We start from the raw sequence: 20,735 nt of genomic DNA on the forward strand, positions 1-20,735 counted from the left end.
CCGGAAACGGATCTTTTCGGTTCGTCGTTTTGGGCCGAAACCGGCTGAATGGCCGCTTTGCTCCGTCGAACACTTATAGAGAAAGTATGAATACTGAGCCAAATGGCCTTTTCGAACTAATACCAGTTTGAGTTCCAAAAAAACGTTGGGGAGGGGTATCCTACCATTCGCCGCTAACGACCCAAGGATAATCAAGTGAATATGAGAGTCCCCTTACAATTCATTACGTAGGATTAATAGGTCTGCTGGTACATACCAGTTGTCCTGTGTACAGCGTAGAAACCTAATGGGAAGGGGACTCACGTGCATCACAGCTCAATCTTGAAACGCAATTGGGTGCGCGGTTCGGCGGTTATTGCATCTGCGGCGCTTTCGCTTGCCCTTGCGGTGCCTGCCCAGGCGGCACCTCTTACGGGTGTGAAGGATGCCAAGGCCGACAAGAACGTCGTTACCGTGACATTCCGGCAGGGTGATGATGAGGTTACCGGTAGGATTACGTTCCTTGAGGACGACATCTTCCGTTACAACGTGGATCCCTCGGGTGAGTTTAGCGAGTATGCGGAGCCGAAGAGCGAGGCCCATAAGGCCAGGATTCAGGCACAGCCGGATTCTTCGAGCAAGTACAATCACCCCGATGCTCAGGTAAAGGCGGAGGGCGATAGGTTCGTCATCACTTCTGGTGATACCACCATCGAGTTCGCCAAGGATAGCGCCCTTATGACCGTCAAACGCGGCGGTAAGGTTGTCATGGAAGAGACCTCCCCGCTCGACGTAGATAAGGCCGGCACCGTCCAGACGCTCAAGAAGCACGACGGCGAAGACTTCTTTGGCGGCGGCACCCAGAACGGCCGCTTCATCCACACGGGCACCACCATCAATATCGCCAATGAGAGCAACTGGGTTGACGGTGGCGTGGCTTCGCCGAACCCGTTCTATTGGTCCGATAACGGCTACGGCGTCATGCGCAACACGTTTGCCGACGGCTCGTATGATTTTGGCGCGACCGATGCCGGTGTTACGACTGCCCGTCACAACGAGAACGAGCTCGACGCCTATTACTTCGTTGCCGATGCTAAGGAGGGCAAGGCCACCGCGCCGATCGCCCAGGATCTGCTCCAGGACTACTTCCAGGTCACCGGCAATCCGGTGCTCCTGCCCGAGTACGCTTTCTATGTTGGTCACTTGAATGCTTGGAACCGCGACATGTGGTCCTCCGAGGCCAAGGACGGATACGGCAAATGGCAGATTAAGGGCAGCGAGCCCGCAGGGGCCGGCACGGGTAAGGTTCAGTATGAGAAGGGCGGCACCGGTACTTCCATGCAGCCCGGCTCTCACGTGGAGTCTCTGAACGGCCACGGTGCCACTGAGCAGGGCGAAAATATCCCCGAGGGCACTGACTTCCCCAAGGAGTTCTCCGCTCAGTCCCGTTTGGACAACTACCTCGAGAACGATATGCCGCTGGGCTATTTCCTACCCAACGACGGCTATGGCGCGGGCTACGGCGTGAATGGCTTTGGCAAGACCGGCGGCGTCAATGATGACGGCACCAGCTCCGCCGAGCGCCTCGCCGCGGTCGCCGCTAACGTGCAGAACCTCAAGGAGTTCACTGATTACGCCAACGGAAAGGGTGTTGCGACCGGTCTGTGGACGCAGTCCCAGCTCTCCCCGGATTCCAATCCCGACACGCAGTGGCAGCTGCTCCGCGACTTCAAGGCCGAGGTCAACACCGGCGGCGTGACCACCCTCAAGACCGACGTTGCATGGGTCGGTAACGGCTATTCCATGGCGCTCGACGGCGTCAAGACGGCCTACGACATCATCACCGAGGACGTCAATTTCCGTCCGAACATCATCTCCCTCGACGGTTGGGCGGGTACCCAGCGCTTCGCGGGCATCTGGACCGGCGACCAGACCGGCGGCAACTGGGAGTACATCCGCTTCCACATTCCCACCTACATTGGTCAGTCCCTCTCCGGTAACCCTAACATCGGCTCCGATATGGACGGCATCTTCGGTGGCCAGCCTGTCATTGCCACGCGCGACTATCAGTGGAAGACCTTCACTCCGCTCATGCTCGACATGGACGGCTGGGGCTCCCACGTCAAGTCTCCGCAGACGCACGGCGACCCCTACACCGGCATTTCCCGTATGTACCTCAAGCTGAAGTCCCAGCTCCTGCCGTACATCTACACCTCTGCAGCATCCGCGGCGAATATCAACACGGGCAACGGTGACACCGGTCTGCCGATGATCCGCGCCATCCTGCTGAACGATGATTCTGCCTACGCTCAGAGCACCAAGACGCAGTACGAGTACACCTTCGGTGGCTCCTTCTTGGTCGCTCCTGTGTACCAGAACACCGACGGCGATGCCGCCAATGGTGGTATTGGTGACGGCAACGATCTCCGCAACGGCATCTACCTGCCCAACTATGGTACCGAGGAGGAGCCGACCATCTGGATCGACTACTTCACGGGCGACCAGTATCGCGGCGGCCAGGTGCTCAACAACTTCAATGCCCCGCTGTGGAAGCTCCCGTTGTTCGTGAAGGCTAACGCTATCGTCCCGATGTACGAGCCCAACGACAACCCCGAGGACATCGATCGCACCAAGCGCGAGGTGGAGTTCTTCGCTACGTCCGGCAAGGGCGAGTACACCCTGTTCGAGGACACCGGTACCTACATCGAGAACAAGTCGGACTCCTCCAACGAGGCGTACGGCAAGGAGGACAACATCGACTACGGCAAGAGCGTGAAGACCACGTTCACGTCCGAGGCCGATGCCAAGTCCGGCACCGCTACCTTCAAAGCGGGCAAGTCCGAGGGTGCCTACGATGGTTACGATTCCAACCGCACCACCGTCTTTACGGTGAACGTGTCCAAGGAGCCCGAGTCCGTTGTCGCCAAGAACGGCGATAAGGAGCTCACTGTCGAGAAGGTCGACTCCTTCGACGCCTTCAAGAAGGCGGAGCCTGCTGAGGGCAAGGCCGTCTACTTCTACGAGCAGACCCCGAACCTCAACTACGGCGCCACCGCCGAGAGCGAGCAGGTACGCAACGAGGACTTCTCCAAGCAGCCGATTAACACCACGCCCAAGCTGCACGTCAAGTTTGCCAAGACCGATGTGAACAGCAGTGAGCAGACGCTCGAGGTGAAGGGTTTTGAGAATAAGGGCGAGCTGCCGGGCAACACGCTCGACAAGAACCTCAAGGCTCCCGCGAACCTTGCTGCTCCCGAGGATGGCCTGACCCCCACGAGCATTAAGCTCACGTGGGATAAGGTCGAGGGTGCTACTGCGTACGACATCGAGATCGATGGCATGGTCAACAACATCCCGAGTGGCGATACCGTCGAGTTCAACGTGACGGACCTGCCGTACAACACGGAACACGAGTTCAAGATTCGCACTCGCACCGCTACCGGCTACTCCGAGTGGAGCGCGCCCCTCAAGGTCAAGACCCTTGAAGACCCGTGGCGCAATGCCCCCAAGCCTGTCCACGTTGATTGGGAAGGCGGCGAGAAGTGGGGCAAGCTGGACCTTGCGTTCGACCACGACGACAAGAGCGGCAGCAGCTTCCACTCTACCGACAGCGTTATCGGCATGCCGATGACTATCGACTACGGCAAGACCTACAGCCTGGATAAGTTCGTCTACACGCCGCGCCAGGACAACGGCGGCAACGGCAACGTGTCCAAGATGAAGGTCGAGATCAGCCTCGACGGCGCAAACTGGACCGATCTGGGTGTTCAGACGTGGGATAACAAGGGCGAGGGCAAGATGCAGCCCAAGACCGTTGACCTTAACGGTAAGTCAGCTCGCTACCTGCGTCTCACCGTTGAGGAGTCCACGGGCGGCTTCTTCTCCGCTACCGAGCTCGCGCTTTACAAGGCCGACAAGACCGAGGCTGCCGAGACCGGCTCCCTCAAGGCTCCCGGCACGGTTGGCGAGGAAGACGCGAACCATCTCCCGAACTGCTATGGTCGCGAGAATCGCGGTACTGGTACGAATGATTGGACCTCTCACATCGTCCAATCCAACGCTGACTACAACCTGAACAACGCCTACGACGTGTACGACATGTCTTTCACCATGTCCAAGCTTAACGGCGGCACCAAGAAGGACGGCAAGGTTGCCGGTGCCATCTCGGTTGTCCCCGAGAAGACTTCCGTCAAGGCGGGCGAGACCATCACGGTTGCCGTCAAGGTCAAGGACGGCAAGAACGTCAATGCTATGGGCGCCCTGGTTAAGTACCCCGTTGCAGACTTCGACTTCGTTAAGGACAGCCTCAAGGTCGCGGATAGCACGAAGGGCATGGAGAGCCACTCCGGTATGTATACCTTCAACGAGCCGACCAATTCCGTGAATATCGCGCTTGCCAACAGGGGCGACAAGAACCTGTGGAACGGTTCTGAGGATGTGGCGACCTTCCAGCTCACCGCCAAGAAGGACTGCGAGGTCAACCTCGATAGCCAGGCATGGCTCATCGGTCCCACGCAGGACTTCATCACCGCGGACGCCGACCCGGCTCCGGTGGTCGAGGAGCTCAAGCAGGATGCGTTCAACATCAGCATCACCAACGAGGGCTACCCCACCGATGACGGCAAGAACGTCGAGCGTCTCGTTCAGCAGAATAACTACGATGGCCTGTTCAACGACAACGATAACGACCGTGCGTTCGAATTCAAGTGGTTCACCGATGCGGAGACCTTCGACACGAAGGTCGGCCTGCCGGCGAATCTGACCTTTGAGCTCAAGGAGCCTCGCACGCTCAAGAACGTCGAGCTCTTCAACGGTGCTGCGACCTCTAACGGCTCCATCAACAGCCTCGAGGCGGTCATTACCTTCACGGACGGCACCACGCAGGAGTTCAAGGACGGCGACTTTGCCAAGAACCAGCCTTCCTATAACTTCGAGATCTTCGAGGCAAACAAGGCCAAGAAGGTTGCCAAGGTCGAGATTAAGCCTCTGACCTCCACGGGTGTTGCCACGGGTATCGAGAACCCCGAGAACCGCATGCTCACTATTGGCGAGATCAACTTCAATTACGTTGAAGGCGAGGAGCCTCAGGAGGAGATCAAGGAAGTCGCTCAGGAGCAGTTCGGCATCACGATGACGAACGATATCCTCACGACTGACGATGGCACCAACGTTGAGAAGCTCGTCGAGAGCAAGAAGTACGATGGCCTCTTCAACGGCAAGGAGGGTGACGCGGATAACGACTTCGAGTTCAAGTGGGACCTCGACTACAATTACGTGAACGGCAAGCTGCCCGAGTACGTGAAGCTTCCGACCACGATGCACTTCGAGCTCAAGGACCCGATGGTTCTGCGCGATGTTCAGATCCTGAACCGCAAGAACTCCAACGGTTCCGTCAACTCCCTCGAGGCCGAGATCACCTACACCGACGGTTCCACCACAGAGTTCAAGGACGGTGGCTTCGCCAAGAAGCAGGAGGTCTACACCCTGACCGCCGACAACACCAAGAAGGTCAAGAGCGTCGACATCACGCCGCTCACCTCCGACGGCACCGCCAACGGTTACCAGGGCGACGAGGCTAAGAACCGCATGCTCACCTTGCGTGAGATCAACTTTCACTACGCCGAGGGCGACCAGAAGCCTGAGGTGCCTGAGGTGAACAAGGCCGATCTCCAGGCCAAGTACGACGAGCTCAAGGGCAAGGCCAACGACGGCTACACCGAGGACTCTTGGAACGCCTTCCAGAAGGCTCTCGAGGGCGCCAAGGCGATTCTCGACAACGAGAAGGCCACCCAGTCCGAGGTCGACGCCGCGCTCAAGGCCCTCACCGACGCCAACGCCGGCCTCGTGAAGCCTGAGGTGCCTGAGGTGAACAAGGCCGATCTCCAGGCCAAGTACGACGAGCTCAAGGGCAAGGCCAACGACGGCTACACCGAGGACTCTTGGAACGCCTTCCAGAAGGCTCTCGAGGGTGCCAAGGCGGTCCTTGACAAGGCCGACGCCACCCAGTCCGAGGTCGACACCGCGCTCGACGCTCTCGTCAAGGCCGACGCTGGCTTGACCAAGGCGGAGAATCCCAGCCCGAACCCCGATCCGGATGATCCCAAGCCGGAGAACCCGGATGGAAACGGTGGTCAGGACGGCGGCAATCCCGGCAACACTAACAAGCCGGGATCCGGCCTGCCCCAGACGGGCGATCTTGCCGTGGTGGCCGTGGCCGGCACGGGCATCATCGGCTCCGTGACCGCTGCGCTCGGCGCGTTCTTCCACCGTCGCCGTCGCGACCAGTAGTCGCTTGCGGCGGTTGGGGAGACGCTGGTCGGGCCCACAGCGGTAAAGGGCCCGGTGGAGTACAGCAATGGCTCCGCTGGGTCCTTCCTGCAAGGACGCGCAAGGCTCGGTTCCGTAAACATGGGAAAGATTGCCCAGAGAGACGCTGGCGTGGTATGATACCGCTCATGCGGGTATCGCCAAGTGGTAAGGCATCAGCTTCCCAAGCTGACATTCGCGGGTTCGAGTCCCGTTACCCGCTCCATTGAGAGCTAGAGAGCCCGGTGTCATGGCGGCACCGGGCTCTTTTCGAGTGCGCGCCGGGATCGGAGCCCTCAATTGGTAGCACAACTCGACAAAACTCCGGCATTTTACGAAGTTTTGTCGAGTTGTGCTACCCTTTTGCGCTTTTGATGACCTCAGCTTCATCAGGCGATGCCGGGAATCGGGCGAAAATGTAACGAAGAATTCGATACGCCGGGTAGACGTGGATTTTGACAGCTTGCGAGCTGGGGGTTTGCCGCCTCAACTGACGCTCTACTCGGCCTCTTCGAAAACTCGTTACCTTTTCGCCCGATTCCTGGCACACACCCCCACTTCCATGGTGCGCGGGAAGCGCGGGGGTCTCGTGCGAGTGGTTTTGTTCGCTTCTTGCAGCGCGTGCATGTGTAAGTCCGTGCACGTACAATAAAGCGTGTACGTTGCGTGCCAATACTCAAAAAGGAGCCGCCATGATCGACCGCTATACCCGTCCCGAGATGGGCCACATCTTCTCGCTTGAGAATAAGTACGCTATTTGGCAGGAGATTGAGGTCCTTGCCTGCGAGGCGCAGGCCGAACTCGGCAAATGCGGTATTACCAAGGAGGAGGCCGCTTGGATTCGCGAGCACGCCGCTTTTAACAAGGCTGAGGTGGACGAAATCGAGGCCGTCACCAATCATGACGTCATCGCGTTCCTTACCAACATGGGCTCCTATATCGACGCCGATGTGCCCGAGGGCGATCCCAAGCCCAGCCGCTGGGTGCACTACGGCATGACCAGCTCAGACCTGGGAGACACTGCCCTGTGCTATCAGCTTGTTCAGGCCACGGACATCATCATTGAGGACGTACGCAAGCTCGGCGAGATCTGTCGCCGCCGTGCGTTCGAGGAGCGCAATACCCTGTGCGTGGGTCGCACCCATGGCATCCATGCCGAGCCCATGACGTTCGGCATGAAGTTCGGCAGCTGGGCCTGGGAGCTCAAGCGCGACCTCGACCGCCTCATCGACGCGCGTAAGAACGTCGCGTTCGGCGCGATTTCCGGCGCGGTGGGCACGTACAGCTCCATTGACCCGTTTGTCGAGGAGTACGTGTGCGAGCACCTCGGTCTCGCCCATGATCCGCTGTCTACGCAGGTTATTTCGCGCGACCATCATGCATATCTCGCCGGCGTGTTGGCCACGACCGCCGCGACCTGCGACCGCATTGCCACCGAGATTCGCAATTTGCAGAAGACCGACACCCTCGAGGCCGAGGAGCCCTTCCGCAAGGGTCAGAAGGGCAGTTCCGCGATGCCCCACAAGCGCAATCCCATCACCCTCGAGAAGGTGTGCGGCCTGTCGCGCGTGGTGAAGGCGAATGCCCAGGTTGCGTTTGACAATGTGGCCCTGTGGCACGAGCGCGACATCTCGCATTCCTCTGCCGAGCGCGTGGCGCAGGCCGACAGCTTCATCGCGCTCGACCACATGCTCACCTGCCTCATTCGCATCGTCGACGGCCTGATTCTGTATCCGGCACGCATGCAGGCGAACCTCGACCTTACGTGCGGCCTCATCTTCTCTTCCAAGGTGCTGCTCGCCTTGGTGGACACGGGCATTACGCGTGAGGACGCCTACAAGATCGTCCAGCGCAATTCCATGGCCGTGTGGGACGATGTTCACGCTGCCGTCGATGGCCCGACGCTGCGTGAGCGCCTCGAGGCCGATCCGGAGTGCACGGTGCCTGCCGAAAAGCTTGACGAGATTTTCGATCCGTGGGACTTCCTCACCCGCATCGACACGGTCTTTACGCGTCTGGAGCAGCTGAGCTTCTAGCGTGTAAGGGAATGGCTCGTTTTGCATACAGACGAGGGAATTAGGGGTGCCACCGGCGTGAAACAGTCGGCGGCACCCTTTGTCATACGGGCAATGTTTTGCCCCATGCTCAAGTGCTGGAACTGTACAATGAAAGCACCCGGCGACGCGATCGCCCCGATGGCGTCGTTGACGAACGAGAAGTCGGACCCCAAGAGAAACGAGGTGGGTATGAGTATCGGAACAAAGAAATGTACAACCGCTATCCTCGTGTTGGCCACGGCGCTATCTACGGCTACTTTTTTGCCGTCCGTGGCGTATGCGCATGAGGAGCCCGTCCCTACAGTTCGGACGACCGAGTAGCAGGCAACCATACTCTCTCTCGATGAGGATGTTTCCGAGCGCGCCGGAGGGGTGGTTGCGAGCATTGACGGCGTCGAGTACCCGACGCTCAACGAGGCACTTGCGGCTGCTAAAGACGGCCAAACGGTCAGGGTGCTGGCAAACACGACCATGACCACGGGTCGCGTGGACGGCGTCTCCGTCACGCTGGACCTGAACGGATGCACCGTCCAGGTGGACAACCGCGCGTTCAATGTAATCTCCGGCGGCAGGCTCACGCTCGATGACACCGTAGGCGGCGGTCTGCTCAAGGTCAACAAGGTCGGCAGCACGCTTTCGCTGGGTATTGTGACCGGGTCCAAAGGCTCGGTGGTCATGAAGGGCGGCACGCTCGAGGTTCCCGAGTACGGCATCTACACCACCAAGGACGATACGGATGCGTACGTCTTTCTACAGGGCGGCACCATCAAGGCGGACTACGGCATCTGCGCTCTTGGAAACGGAACCGAGCACAGCGCGAAGGTCGAGATCTCCGGCGGAGAAATCCAGGCGGGAATATTCGGATTTAGCACCAACGGCTCCGAAGGTATCGGTGGCGTTGATTTCGTCATGACGGGCGGTACCATCACGTCCACCGCAGAGGATGCCCCCGCGCTCTACCTGCCTGCCTTCTATAGCACGGCCACCATTACCGGCGGCACCATTACCGGAGGTACGGGTATCGAAATTCGTGCGGGCGAGCTTACCGTGTCGGGAAACGCCCAGATTTCAGGCATCGGCCCGCTGGAGTCCAGCCCCAACGGTAGCGGCAGCACGTCGTCCGGAGCGGGTATCGCGATTGCTCAGCACGCCACGAAGCAACCCATCAACGTTACGATCTCAGGCAACGCGAAGATTTCCGGAACCTACGCCTTGCATGAGAGCAATCCGCAAAAGAACGATCCCGAAGCGATCGAGCAGGTCAAGATTGCCGTCACGGGTGGCGCACTCGAGACCAACGCACCCGATGCATCGCAGGCGATTTATAGCGAAGACTGCACTGGATTCGTAAAGGGCGGTACGTCCAACACCGAGCTTCCCGGTGCTGTTTTGGCCGACGACAGCGCCATGCTGGTGAACGAAGAGGGATCCGTTTCTGTAGTGAGCGAGGCCGACGCCGTCGCAGGCGCGGGTGCGTTCGTCGAGAAGGACGGCAAGAAGGTCTACTACACAACGCCTGCCGCTGCGGAAAACGCCAACCCTGGTGCGACCGAGGACATCAAGGTCTACGCTGTTGAGGTGAACGGTCAGAAGTTCGCCACGCTTGAAGAGGGCATCGCGGCTGCCAAAAATGGCGGCACGGTCACCCTTCTGAGCGATTTGGGCGCTGATCAGGTCTCTGCTGGCAAAGACAAGTACATCAACATCACCGAGGCCGGTACCAAGGCGACCATCGACTTGGCGGGTCATACCATCACGCTCGACAGCGCTGATACCATATCGGTGTCTGCGTCCAATGTGACTCTTGCGGTAAAAAACGGCACAATCGTCAACACCAACAAGGACAGCTACGGCCTGTATACCTACGCCACCAATGACAACATCACCGTGACGCTGGAAGACCTTACGCTTCAAACGGTTGACCAGGCCATTGGCGTTCAGGGACTCAATTCCAACCAGAACGTGACGCTCAAGAACTGCAATATCACGTGCGAGACCACCGCAGTGTACTGGCCGCCGAAGTCCGGCACGCTGACTATCGAGGACACCTCCATTGAGGCCAAGAGCGGCGTCACCATTAAGGGTGGCTCGGTTGTCGCGGAGGGCGATACCCATATTAAGGCTACCGGCGAGAAGAAAAACCCCGAGGACTACTACGACGGCAGTCCCTCTGGCAATCTGATTTCGACCGGTGCAGCCATCTACGTGGAAAGCGGCTATAACGATCGCGACATCTCTCTGGATATCCAGGGCGGCACCTTCGAGAGCGAAAAGGGCGCGACCGTCTTGTACTTCGTCAAGGAAGGCGAAAGCACTACGGTCGGCCGCGATATTGCCATCTCCGGCGGCACATTTGTGGGCGAGCCTCCCGCTGCCGGGTTCATCGTCTCCGGCTCCGGACTGCAGCTTGATAAGGATGGCAACTTAGTTGCCGTGAGTGCGCAGCTGGTTCCGAACGCCGACAAGGTCGTCGACGGCGTGTATGTCTACGATGTGGCATCTGGTAAGGAAATCACCGAAGCCGACCTTCTAGCTTTGATGGGCATGAACGTGGATGTCGAGAAGAGTGGCTACGCCATCAAGGTGGACACCGCTAACCTCGCGGCCCTGAATAAGGCCATCGCGGCAGCCGACACTTCGGCAGAATTCTCCTTTGAGTTCAGTGCTGAAAAAGAGGCGGATGCATCACAGGCCTCCTCTGGGGTCGCGCCCTTCACGCTCAAGGTTAAGCTGGTTGATTCGGGTGTCGCTCCCGAGCCCGTTGACAAAGTCACGGTCACCTTCGAGACCGGTGCGGGTTCCTCTTTTACGCAAGAGGTTGAGCCGGGCTCCAAGCTTACCCGTCCTGCCGACCCCACGTACAAAGGGTGGAAGTTCGTTGGCTGGTTTAAGGTCAAGGCTTCCGACGGGTCCGTGTCTGGCGAGTGGAACTTTGACAAGGATGTCGTAACGGCAGATATGACGCTTTACGGAGGCTGGGTGAAGGCCAGCTCCACCACCAACGCGCAAAAGCCCCAAAACGGGCTTCCCCAGACGGGCGATACGAGCGCCATCGGCATGGTCGCCCTGGGCGTCGCTGGTGCCGTCGCCGTTGTTGCGGGTGTCATCGTCGCCAAGCGTCGTAAGTCCGAGTAACCCATAGACCGCACGAGACACACGTGCTTCAGACGGGTCGCTGTCCTATGGCAGCGGCCCGTTTCTGCTATCCGCCGCCGCGCGTTTTGGGTATCATATCCAGCAGACTATAGGAGGAACCATGCACATCGCGCTCGATAAGCTCTAGCTACGCCTGCATTTTTGCTTGGACGTTGTCCGGCATAACTCATCCCGCACGTCGATCAAACCATCGGCGCCCCCGTTATTCCTACGCGTATACAAGGAGCCATCATGCGCGACAAGCTTGAGAAAATCATCATCGCCTTCGAAGAGCTCGAGAAGAAGCTCTCCGACCCGGCCGTTGCCAGCGACATTAAGGAATTCACGCGCCTCAACAAGGAATATGCGCACCAGACTGACTTGGTGAAGGCAGCTCGCGAGTACCTTGGTGCCCTCGATGACATCGAGGTGGCCAAGGAGATGCTGCACGATGCCAGCGATGCCGACGAGAAGGAGATGCTCCAGATGGAGATCTCCGAGAACGAGGCCAAGCTCCCCCAGCTCGAGGAAGACATCAAGATCATGCTCATTCCGGGTGATCCGATGGACGAGAAGGACACCATTGTCGAGATTCGCTCCGCTGCGGGCGGCGACGAGGCTGCCATCTTTGCGGGCGACCTCTTTAAGATGTACCAGCGCTTCATCGAGTCCAAAAAGTGGAAGATGACGGTCCTCGACTCCAGCCCATCCGAGGCGGGTGGCTTCAAGTCCATCGAGTTCAAGGTCGAGGGTGACAAGGTCTACTCCGTCATGAAGTATGAGTCGGGCGTGCACCGCGTCCAGCGTGTTCCCAAGACGGAGTCGCAGGGCCGTATCCAGACGTCCACCGCGACCGTTGCCGTGTTGCCCGAGGCCGATGAGATTGACATCCAGATCAACCAGTCCGACCTGCGCATCGACACGTACTGTGCCTCCGGTCCTGGCGGCCAGTGCGTCAACACCACCTATTCGGCGGTTCGCATCACCCACCTGCCCACGAACACCGTGGTCCAGTCCCAGGAGCAGCGCTCTCAAATCCAGAACCGCGAGGTCTGCATGCAGATGCTCCGCGCTCGTCTGTACGAGATGGAGCTCGAGAAGCAGCAGGCTGAGCTTGGTGCCGAGCGCTCCGCGCAGATCGGCCACGGCAACCGTTCGGAGAAGATCCGCACGTACAACTTGCCGCAGGACCGTGTGACCGACCATCGTATCGGCTATAACTCCACGTACAACGGTGTATTGCTGGGCGACCAGCTCGCGGGCGTCATCGACGCGCTCGCCGCCGCCGACCGTGCAGCAAAGTTGGCCGAGGCCGTATAAGCCATCGCGTCACAACCATATAGCGTGTGTGAGGGCGGTTTGTTTGCAAGCCGCCCTTGTTTGATGTGTGCATGGTCTTGCCGGAAGTTCTCTGCCTTACGAACGACTTTGGCCGGGATATGCTGTAATTTGCCATTTCCGAAAGGTGGGCGACGGCCGTGCCGTAGAATCGCGGATGAGCAATACATGAGGACGGGGGCCGAGATGCCAAACGAGACTTGGACCATCAAGCGGTGTCTGGATTGGACGCGCGACTACCTGAGAGATAAGGGCGACGAGCGTCCGCGCCTGTCTGCCGAGTGGCTTCTCTCCGGGGTTACGGGGCTCTCACGGACAGAGATCTACATGAGCTTCGACAAGCCCATGTCGCCTGAGGAGCTTGCTCGCATGCATAGCGCCGTGGTACGCAGGGCCAAGGGTGAACCGCTGCAGTACATCATTGGGGAGACGGATTTTCGAACCATCACCGTTGCGTGTGCCCCCGGCGTCCTCATTCCGCGTCCCGAAACGGAGCTTTTGGTTGAGGAAACCCTCAAGTACATCGATGCCGACGTTTTGGGTGCTGCTGCATGCAGGCCGCGCAGCCGTGTTGAGCTGCCATGGAACGCCGAGATTCAGGCGGCGCGCGAAGCGGAGTTGGCAACGGCGGCAGCCCAGAGCGAGGATCGCCTTGTCGAACGCGAGCTCACGGAGGAGGACATCGCGGCGCTTGAAGAGGATGCCGAGCTTGAGGCCGGAGATTCTGGTGATTCTGGCGATGAGGTGGGCCTGCAAACCGCCGTTCCTCGGGATGGGGAGGGCGCATTGGGCGCCACGAGCGCAAACGGTGTGAACACGTCGGATGACGATGATTCTGCATCGCAGGTGGCTCGTGTGCTGGAAGTCGGCTGCGGAACCGGGTGCATCTCGCTTTCCATCGCCGCCGAGCGCCCGGAGCATACGTGCTGTGTTGCGATTGACATAGAGCCGCGCGCTGTCGACCTTTCCATCCGCAACCGTGACGCGTTGGGTATTGCGCCCGATGTTGTGGATGTGCGCTTGGGCAACCTCGTCTCGCCCCTCAATCGTGAGACTGAGTGGGGGACGTTCGATGTGTTGGTGTCGAATCCCCCCTACATTCCAACATCGGTGATGGGTAACCTTCCGCACGAGGTGGCGGATTATGAGCCGGCTCTGGCTCTCGATGGCGGGGAAGATGGTCTGGACATCTTCAGGCGTCTGGTGAATGCCGCCCCCCACATGCTCAAGCCCGGTGGACTTCTTGCATGCGAGCTCTATGAGGGACACCTCGACCAGGCAGCCTCCCTGTGCCGCGCCGCCGGCATGCGTGAGGTCCGTGTCGTCAACGATCTTACCAATCGCCCCCGCATCATCCTCGCTCGCGTGTAGGCCGGCATCTCGCGGTGACACGTGGAGAGGGCTGACCTGCAGGACATTCAGCCGTTGGATCAGGTGGCAATAGGCTAATAGACGCAGCAAAAGAAGTAGCAGCTGGAGGGATGTATGTTCAACTTTACCGAGACAATCGACAGGACAGGCAAGGACGCCATCGCGTATGACGCGCAGGCGGCGATGCGTGGGTTTTAGCAAGACCCTAAGCGATTAAGTTGAACTTGGCGCTGCCCACTGAGCGTTTGAGAGAAGCGCTCGGCAGACTGAAAGAGTACGTGTTCGTTGCGAAGAGGTAGAACCAGCGAGAGAGGGCGATGATGGTCGAGGTGTACCGCGTTACAGCAGGGGGAGCGCGCGAAGGCGTGCCCGCGCCCGATGGAGAGCTACTCGGGGTCGCCGCCGAGGCAATGAGTTCAGGCGCCCTCGCGTTGGTGCCCACCGAGACGGTGTATGGCGTTGGCGTTGCGGTTCGGGCTTACGCCGCGTGTGCAGAAATGCCGGGGCCCGCCACGGGGTACGGGCGTATCTTTACGCTCAAGCACCGCGATACCGCCCAGACGGTTCCCTGGCTCGTGTCGGGAGCAGAGGCGCTTGATGAGTACGGAGTTGATGTGCCGCAGGCGATTCGCGACCTTGCCGCGGCATTCTGGCCCGGCGCCCTCACCCTTGTTGTGCCTGCGGGGCCGCGAGTCCCAGCCTTCATGCGCGCATCTGACGGCACGGTTGCATTGCGCGCATCGGCGTCGTCGGTGGTACAGGAGCTGATCCGTCTCTGTGACTCTCCGCTCGCCATGACATCTGCCAACACGCATGGCAAACCCGCACCAACTTCGTTCGTCGAAGTAGAGCCACGCATCTTGAGCGGGGTGGATGTTGCCGTCGATGCGGGGGAGACCCCGTGCAGGGATGCGTCGACCATCGTAGCCGTACAGGGCGGAGAGGTGACGATCCTTCGCCAGGGGGCGCTTGCCGCAAAAGACATATACGAGGCTCTGGCGTAGCTTCCGTTGCGGCCGATGGTTGACAACCCACTCAAGTGGTAGTTAAGAAAAGAGACCAATGTATACCGTTTGAGCAGGGGAAATACCATTCAGCCCCCAATAACTCACCGTTCATGTGAGTTGAATGGCGAGTCCGATGTGAGCCATGTGAAAATCCTTCCTTGAATGTCGCTATCTGTAGGTGGGTCCTGCCGCGAGGCGGAGCCCCTTAGGCGAAGGGGGATATGAATGAAGGCACGTCTGACTCATGGACGAACGAGGAGCCAGTTTGTCTGCGCGCTCGCCGCAGGTGCCCTTATCGCAACTGCACCGCTCGCACAAGCTTGGGCCGAAATCGCACCCGACGTTCGGTCGCAGTCGTCGACGCAGATGAGTTCGGAGCCCGAGCTCGTCTACATCAACACCGTGAGCGATTCGTCCGTGCGCACGCAGAACTTCAATGAGAATTGGAAGTTCTACCTTGGCGATGCAAGTGGCGCCGAGGGCGAGCAATTCGATGACTCCGCATGGAAGAACGTCGACCTTCCGCATGATTACAGCATCGATCAGGAATACACCACCGCCGGTGAGGCCGAGAGTGGCTACAAGCTGGGTGGTATCGGCTGGTACCGCAAGAGCTTCACGGTGGGCGAAGCCCTCAAGGGCAAGACGGTCCGTATCGATTTCGATGGCGTGTACATGGACTCTACGGTGTGGGTCAACGGTCACCAGCTTGGCAACCACCCCTATGGCTACTCGCCGTTCTCGTACGACATCACCGAGTACCTTAAGTTCGGTGAATCCAACACGATCACCGTAAAGGCGAACCATCAGACGCCGTCGAGCCGTTGGTATTCCGGATCGGGTATCGGTCGCGATGTCGATCTCGTGATCACCGATCCCGTGCACGTCGATCGCGATGGCGTAGTCGTGACCACTCCAGAGCTTTCCGACTCCAACAAAACCCAGGTGAAGACTCATCTCAAGACCGTCGTCACCAACAAGGGGAACAAAGACGCCTCCGTCAAGGTCGTGCAGACGGTGATCCCCCGTGGTGGCACTCCTGAGCAGGCAATTGCCCGCGTTGAGAGCGCTGCCACCAACATCGCTGCGGGCGCAAGCGCAACGGTCGAGCAGGATGCCATCACCACGGCTGCCCCCGAGCTCTGGACCCTGGATAATCCTAACCTGTATACCGTTCGCACCGAGATCAAGCAGGAAGATCGTGTCGTCGACTCGTATGACGTTGACTTCGGGTACCGTTTCTTCAACTTCGACGCCAATACGGGGTTTTCCCTCAATGGTGAGGGCATGAAGCTCAAGGGCGTTTGCATGCACCATGACCAGGGCTCACTCGGCTCCGTGGACACACACGACGCCCTCGAGCGCCAGGTCAAACTCCTCAAGAACATGGGGTGCAACTCCATCCGCGCCACCCATAACCCGCATTCTCGCGAGCTCACCGAGATCTGCAATGAGCAGGGCATGCTGCTGGTCCTCGAGATGTTCGACGGCTGGACTTCCGCGAAGAACGATAACCGCAACGACTATTCCCGCTTCTTCAATCAGGCGATGGGCGAAAGCGAGCTCATCGACGGCGAGGCCTCAAAAACGTGGGCCCAGTTTGATCTCGAGCAATCCATGAAGCGCGATATCAACGCCCCGTCCGTCATCATGTGGTCCCTTGGCAACGAGATGACCGAGGGAACGGGCGGCATTGCGAATTTTCAGCAGGTGCAGAAGAACCTCATTACGTGGGCGCAGGCAGTTGACACCACACGTCCCATCACCACGGGCGATAACAAGTTCAAAGGCGGCGAGCAGGCGACCGAGCTCAACCCGGCCGGCATCGCCGATGCTGGCGGCATCGTGGGCTTCAACTATATGGACGGTAACCGGTACAAGGATGTTCACCAAAAGCACCCCACGTGGAAGCTCTACGGATCCGAGACCGCTTCTGCCACCAACAGCCGTGGCGTGTACACCACCAAGGACAGCAACAGGCTCAACGCCGACAAGTTGCTGACGTCGTACGACAAGTCCGCGGTGTCGTGGGGTCACACCGCCTCCAAGGCGTGGTTCGACATCATCACCAACGACTTTATGGCTGGCGAATATGTGTGGACCGGTTTTGATTATCTGGGAGAACCCACGCCCTCAAACGGCACCGTCCCCGGCGCGCAGGGCGCATGGCCCTCGCCGAAGAGCTCCTACTTTGGCATCATCGATACCGCCGGCCTGCCCAAAGATTCGTATTACTTCTATCAGAGCCAGTGGAACGACAACGTCAACACCCTCCACATCCTGCCCGCGTGGAATGAGAACGCGGTCATGACGACGGGCAATGACAAGCAGGTCGAGGTCGTCGTCTACACCGATGCGGCCGAAGTCGAGCTGTTCTTCACGCCGGCGGATGGTGGTGAGGCGCGCAGCCTTGGTAAGAAGAAACTGAGCAAGGTCACGTCCGAGGGTGGAAAGTACACCTACCGCGTCTATAAGGGCGAGGACGGCACCGAGACCCCGACTCATGAGGACCTCTACCTCACTTGGAACGTTCCCTATGCCGATGGCACCATTTCCGCTAAGGCGTACAACGACGAGGGTCAGGAGGTTTCCACCGAGAATTGGGTCGGGCGCAAGAGCGTGAAGACGGCCGGCGCGGCTGCCAAATTGACGGTTGACGTGGACCGTACCGCCATGAAGGCCAACGGCACCGACCTCGCGTATCTCACCGTGAACGTTGAGGATGAGAATGGCGTCATCGTTCCCACGGCCAAGAACAAGGTTACCTTCACGGTTGAGGGTGCGGGCGTGCTCGCCGGCATTGACAACGGAGTCCAGGCTGATCACCAGTCGTTCCGCGACGACAATCGCGCTGCCCATGCCGGTCAGCTCGTCGGCATCGTGCGCGCTGCAAAGAATGCGGGCACGGTTACGGTGACGGTGAGCGCCGATGGTCTCACGCCTGCAACGGTCGAGATTCCGGTTGAAAAGGTTGCCGACCAGCCGTCCGAGCAGAAGCAAGTCGATGCCCTGGTCTATTCCCGGTACCACTATGTGAAGATGGGTGCGTCCGTTACGCTTCCCTCCCAGGTCGAGGTTCGTTACACGGATGGCTCAAGTTCGCAGGAAGAGGTCAGCTGGAACGCGATCGACGAGGAGAAGCTTACTCAGCCTGGTTCGTTCACCGTTAAGGGCACCGTTGCCAACACGGAGATCAGCGCCATCGTCACGATCGTCGACGAGGTCGTTGCACTGCGCAATTACTCGACCACCATTCCGGTTAAGGGCGAGCCCGTGCTTCCTGCCTCCCGTCCGGCCATCATGCCCGACGGTACGATCATGAACGCAAGCTTCCCTGTCACATGGGATGAGCCGGAGGCTGGGCGTTTCGCAGAGCCCGGTGAGGTCGTAATCGAAGGTCACGCGAGCGTGTTCGGCAAGGACATGCCGGTCACTGCGACCGTCCGCGTTCAGAAGGGCAACATCACCCTGGGCACCAACATCGCCCCCGACGCGATGACGCTCACCCAGGATATTCCCGAGGATAAGACGTCCGACACCCTTGAGGCGATTCGCAACGGGTCGACCACCATGGACGCCAACACGGGCGGTGGCAGGAACCAGAGCTGCTGGTCGAATTGGCAGTGGGCTCAGGACGGTCACCGGGAATCGAAGCTGACCTTTAACTATGCAACTCAGCAGCCGCTCGGTCAGATCAAGGTGTACTTTGGCAGGGATGGGGGCTCCGGCAGGTATCCCGATGCGAATACCGTCACGTTCGAGGTGTCCGAGGACGGTAGCGAGGGATCGTGGAAGAAGGTCGAGGCTCGCGAGACGATTGCCGAGACCGACGCAAGCACCAATGTCAGGCTCTACACCTATGACTTTGAACCGGTCACGGCCGTGTTCGTTCGCATGAACATTGTGAACTCGACCGCAACCGACACGGGCAGCAACAAGCCCTGCACTATGATTACCGAGGTCGAACTTATCAAGGCGACCACTTCCTACCCGGTGGGAGCCGAAGCTGCGCTCAAGAGCCTCAACGTGAATGGTAAAGATCTGTCGGCGAGTGCTCTTGCCTCGGGCAGCTATGACACGCGCGCCATTGTGGCCGAAGTCGCCGCTGCTGGCAAAGACAATGCCGCGGTCACCATCCTTCCCGCCTATGAGAACCAAATCAAGATCCTGCTCGAGTCCGAGGACCACGCCAAGACCGGTGAGTTTGTCATCAACCTTGGCTCCGACACGGTCTCGCCGGACCTTGGGGCCGATGATGATGCGCGCGACTACCCCGTTGGGGATATGACGCCCGCGGCATCGAACGAGCAGGGGCAAAGCGGCAAGGAAGGCCCGGTCAAGTTCGCCTTTGATGGCGATCACGACTCCATCTACCATTCTTTGTGGAGCGGCACTCCGCAAGATGAGCTCTATGTTGACATGACGCTCGAGGAGCCGACGAGTATTGAAGCCCTGAGGTATCTGCCCCGTCAGCAGGGACCCAATGGTCTCATCGAGGAGTACTCCATCTGGTATCGCAACGGTGCTGATGAAGAGTGGGTTAAGTGCGCCGAGGGAACGTGGGATACGAACGATCGCTCGTGGCAGATCGCCCAGTTCGACGAACCGGTAACGGCCAGCCAGTTCCGCTTCAAGGCCGAGAAGTCCCTGACCGACAAAGCCGATAAAAGCACGACCTTCATGTCCGCCGCTGAGATTCGTCTGCGCAAGACCGCCGAGACGGTTGATCTCAACACGCTGCAGACCGACCTTCCGAGCGTCGTTAAGGTCAATCGCGTTGACGCGGATCATCCGGTGCTCGCCGACCAGTTTGATGAGCGTATCGTCGATGGCGAGCGGGTGCTCGTCTATGGTGTGGACTACCTACTCACGTTCCAAAACAACACTGCTGTTGGCACCGCCAAGGTGCTTATCGAGGGCATTGGTGACTACTCCGGCACAATTGAGCATGACTTCACCATCGAACTCAACGGCCGTACGCTTACGGGCATTGCGGTGGAGACGCAGCCCGCCAAGCGTATCTACACCGTGGGTGAGGCGTTCGACCCGGCCGGCATGGAGCTTGAGCTTTCTTACAGCAACGGTGACATTGAACACGTCGCATACGGCGAGGACACCAAGGCCGACTTCACCTTTGATCCCGCGCTCGGGACCGCCTTCGATGAGGAGGGCACGGTCGACATCAAGGTCACCTATGGCGAGCGCGACGCCGTTCTGTCTGTCACGGTGAACAAGGCCTCCCAGCCCGATCACGGCCCCGATCCCGTGCCCCCGATCGATCCCGATACGGATCCCAACCCGCCGGTGAGCCCCGGTGGTGGCAATACCGGTTCTGGCGCGGGTGACTCCGGCGCGAACAAGCCGGGCACGACGCTGCCGGGAACCGGCGATGCATCGATGCTGTCGATTGTCGTCCTCGGTGGTCTTGGGTTGGCAGCGGCGATTGCCGGCGTCAAGCGGCGCGACGAACCCCCTCGCGGGTAAACGTGGATTATCCCACTAGGTTGGTACTCAATAGTAAATACCAGCGGAAACAATAATC

General features: G+C 59.4%; 7 protein-coding genes and 1 tRNA gene. All 8 read left to right on the forward strand.

The features are described from left to right. Positions 1 to 303 precede the first annotated feature (303 nt). The 8 genes from ACX9NZ_RS08710 to ACX9NZ_RS08745 all read left to right on the forward strand — a co-directional run bounded on the left by ACX9NZ_RS08710 (position 304) and on the right by ACX9NZ_RS08745 (position 20,677). Positions 304 to 6,267: a discoidin domain-containing protein gene (locus tag ACX9NZ_RS08710; protein ID WP_407496143.1), complete on the forward strand. Its 5,964-nt coding sequence runs from the start codon at positions 304 to 306 to the stop codon at positions 6,265 to 6,267. A 169-nt stretch (positions 6,268 to 6,436) separates the two neighbouring features. Continuing rightward, positions 6,437 to 6,511, forward strand: a tRNA-Gly gene (locus tag ACX9NZ_RS08715). 466 nt (positions 6,512 to 6,977) lie between these two features. Beyond that, the gene (purB, locus tag ACX9NZ_RS08720) at positions 6,978 to 8,321 is read left to right on the forward strand and encodes an adenylosuccinate lyase (RefSeq protein ID WP_330006657.1); all 1,344 of its coding nucleotides are present in this window, start codon (positions 6,978 to 6,980) and stop codon (positions 8,319 to 8,321) included. 393 nt (positions 8,322 to 8,714) lie between these two features. Then, on the forward strand, positions 8,715 to 11,477 hold the full coding sequence (locus tag ACX9NZ_RS08725; RefSeq protein WP_407496141.1) for an InlB B-repeat-containing protein: 2,763 nt from the start codon (positions 8,715 to 8,717) through the stop codon (positions 11,475 to 11,477). A 252-nt stretch (positions 11,478 to 11,729) separates the two neighbouring features. After that, a complete protein-coding gene (gene prfA, locus ACX9NZ_RS08730; protein WP_118654388.1) occupies positions 11,730 to 12,797 on the forward strand; it encodes a peptide chain release factor 1 in 1,068 nt (355 codons plus the stop codon). 204 nt (positions 12,798 to 13,001) lie between these two features. Continuing rightward, positions 13,002 to 14,186, forward strand: coding sequence for a N5-glutamine methyltransferase family protein (locus ACX9NZ_RS08735; protein WP_407496138.1), 1,185 nt, complete (start codon positions 13,002 to 13,004; stop codon positions 14,184 to 14,186). A gap of 317 nt (positions 14,187 to 14,503) precedes the next feature. Beyond that, positions 14,504 to 15,190: an L-threonylcarbamoyladenylate synthase gene (locus tag ACX9NZ_RS08740; RefSeq protein ID WP_407496136.1), complete on the forward strand. Its 687-nt coding sequence runs from the start codon at positions 14,504 to 14,506 to the stop codon at positions 15,188 to 15,190. A gap of 228 nt (positions 15,191 to 15,418) precedes the next feature. Then, the gene (locus ACX9NZ_RS08745; protein WP_407496134.1) at positions 15,419 to 20,677 is read left to right on the forward strand and encodes a sugar-binding domain-containing protein; all 5,259 of its coding nucleotides are present in this window, start codon (positions 15,419 to 15,421) and stop codon (positions 20,675 to 20,677) included. Positions 20,678 to 20,735 lie beyond the last annotated feature (58 nt).

The organism is Collinsella sp. BM28, assembly GCF_054551995.1.

Bases quoted from the DNA above. Each gene is read 5' to 3' on its own strand.
- prfA (WP_118654388.1), top strand. From the start codon at position 11,730: ATGCGCGACAAGCTTGAGAAAATCATCATCGCCTTCGAAGAGCTCGAG.
- ACX9NZ_RS08735 (WP_407496138.1), top strand. From the start codon at position 13,002: ATGCCAAACGAGACTTGGACCATCAAGCGGTGTCTGGATTGGACGCGC.
- purB (WP_330006657.1), top strand. From the start codon at position 6,978: ATGATCGACCGCTATACCCGTCCCGAGATGGGCCACATCTTCTCGCTT.
- ACX9NZ_RS08745 (WP_407496134.1), top strand. From the start codon at position 15,419: ATGAAGGCACGTCTGACTCATGGACGAACGAGGAGCCAGTTTGTCTGC.
- ACX9NZ_RS08740 (WP_407496136.1), top strand. From the start codon at position 14,504: ATGATGGTCGAGGTGTACCGCGTTACAGCAGGGGGAGCGCGCGAAGGC.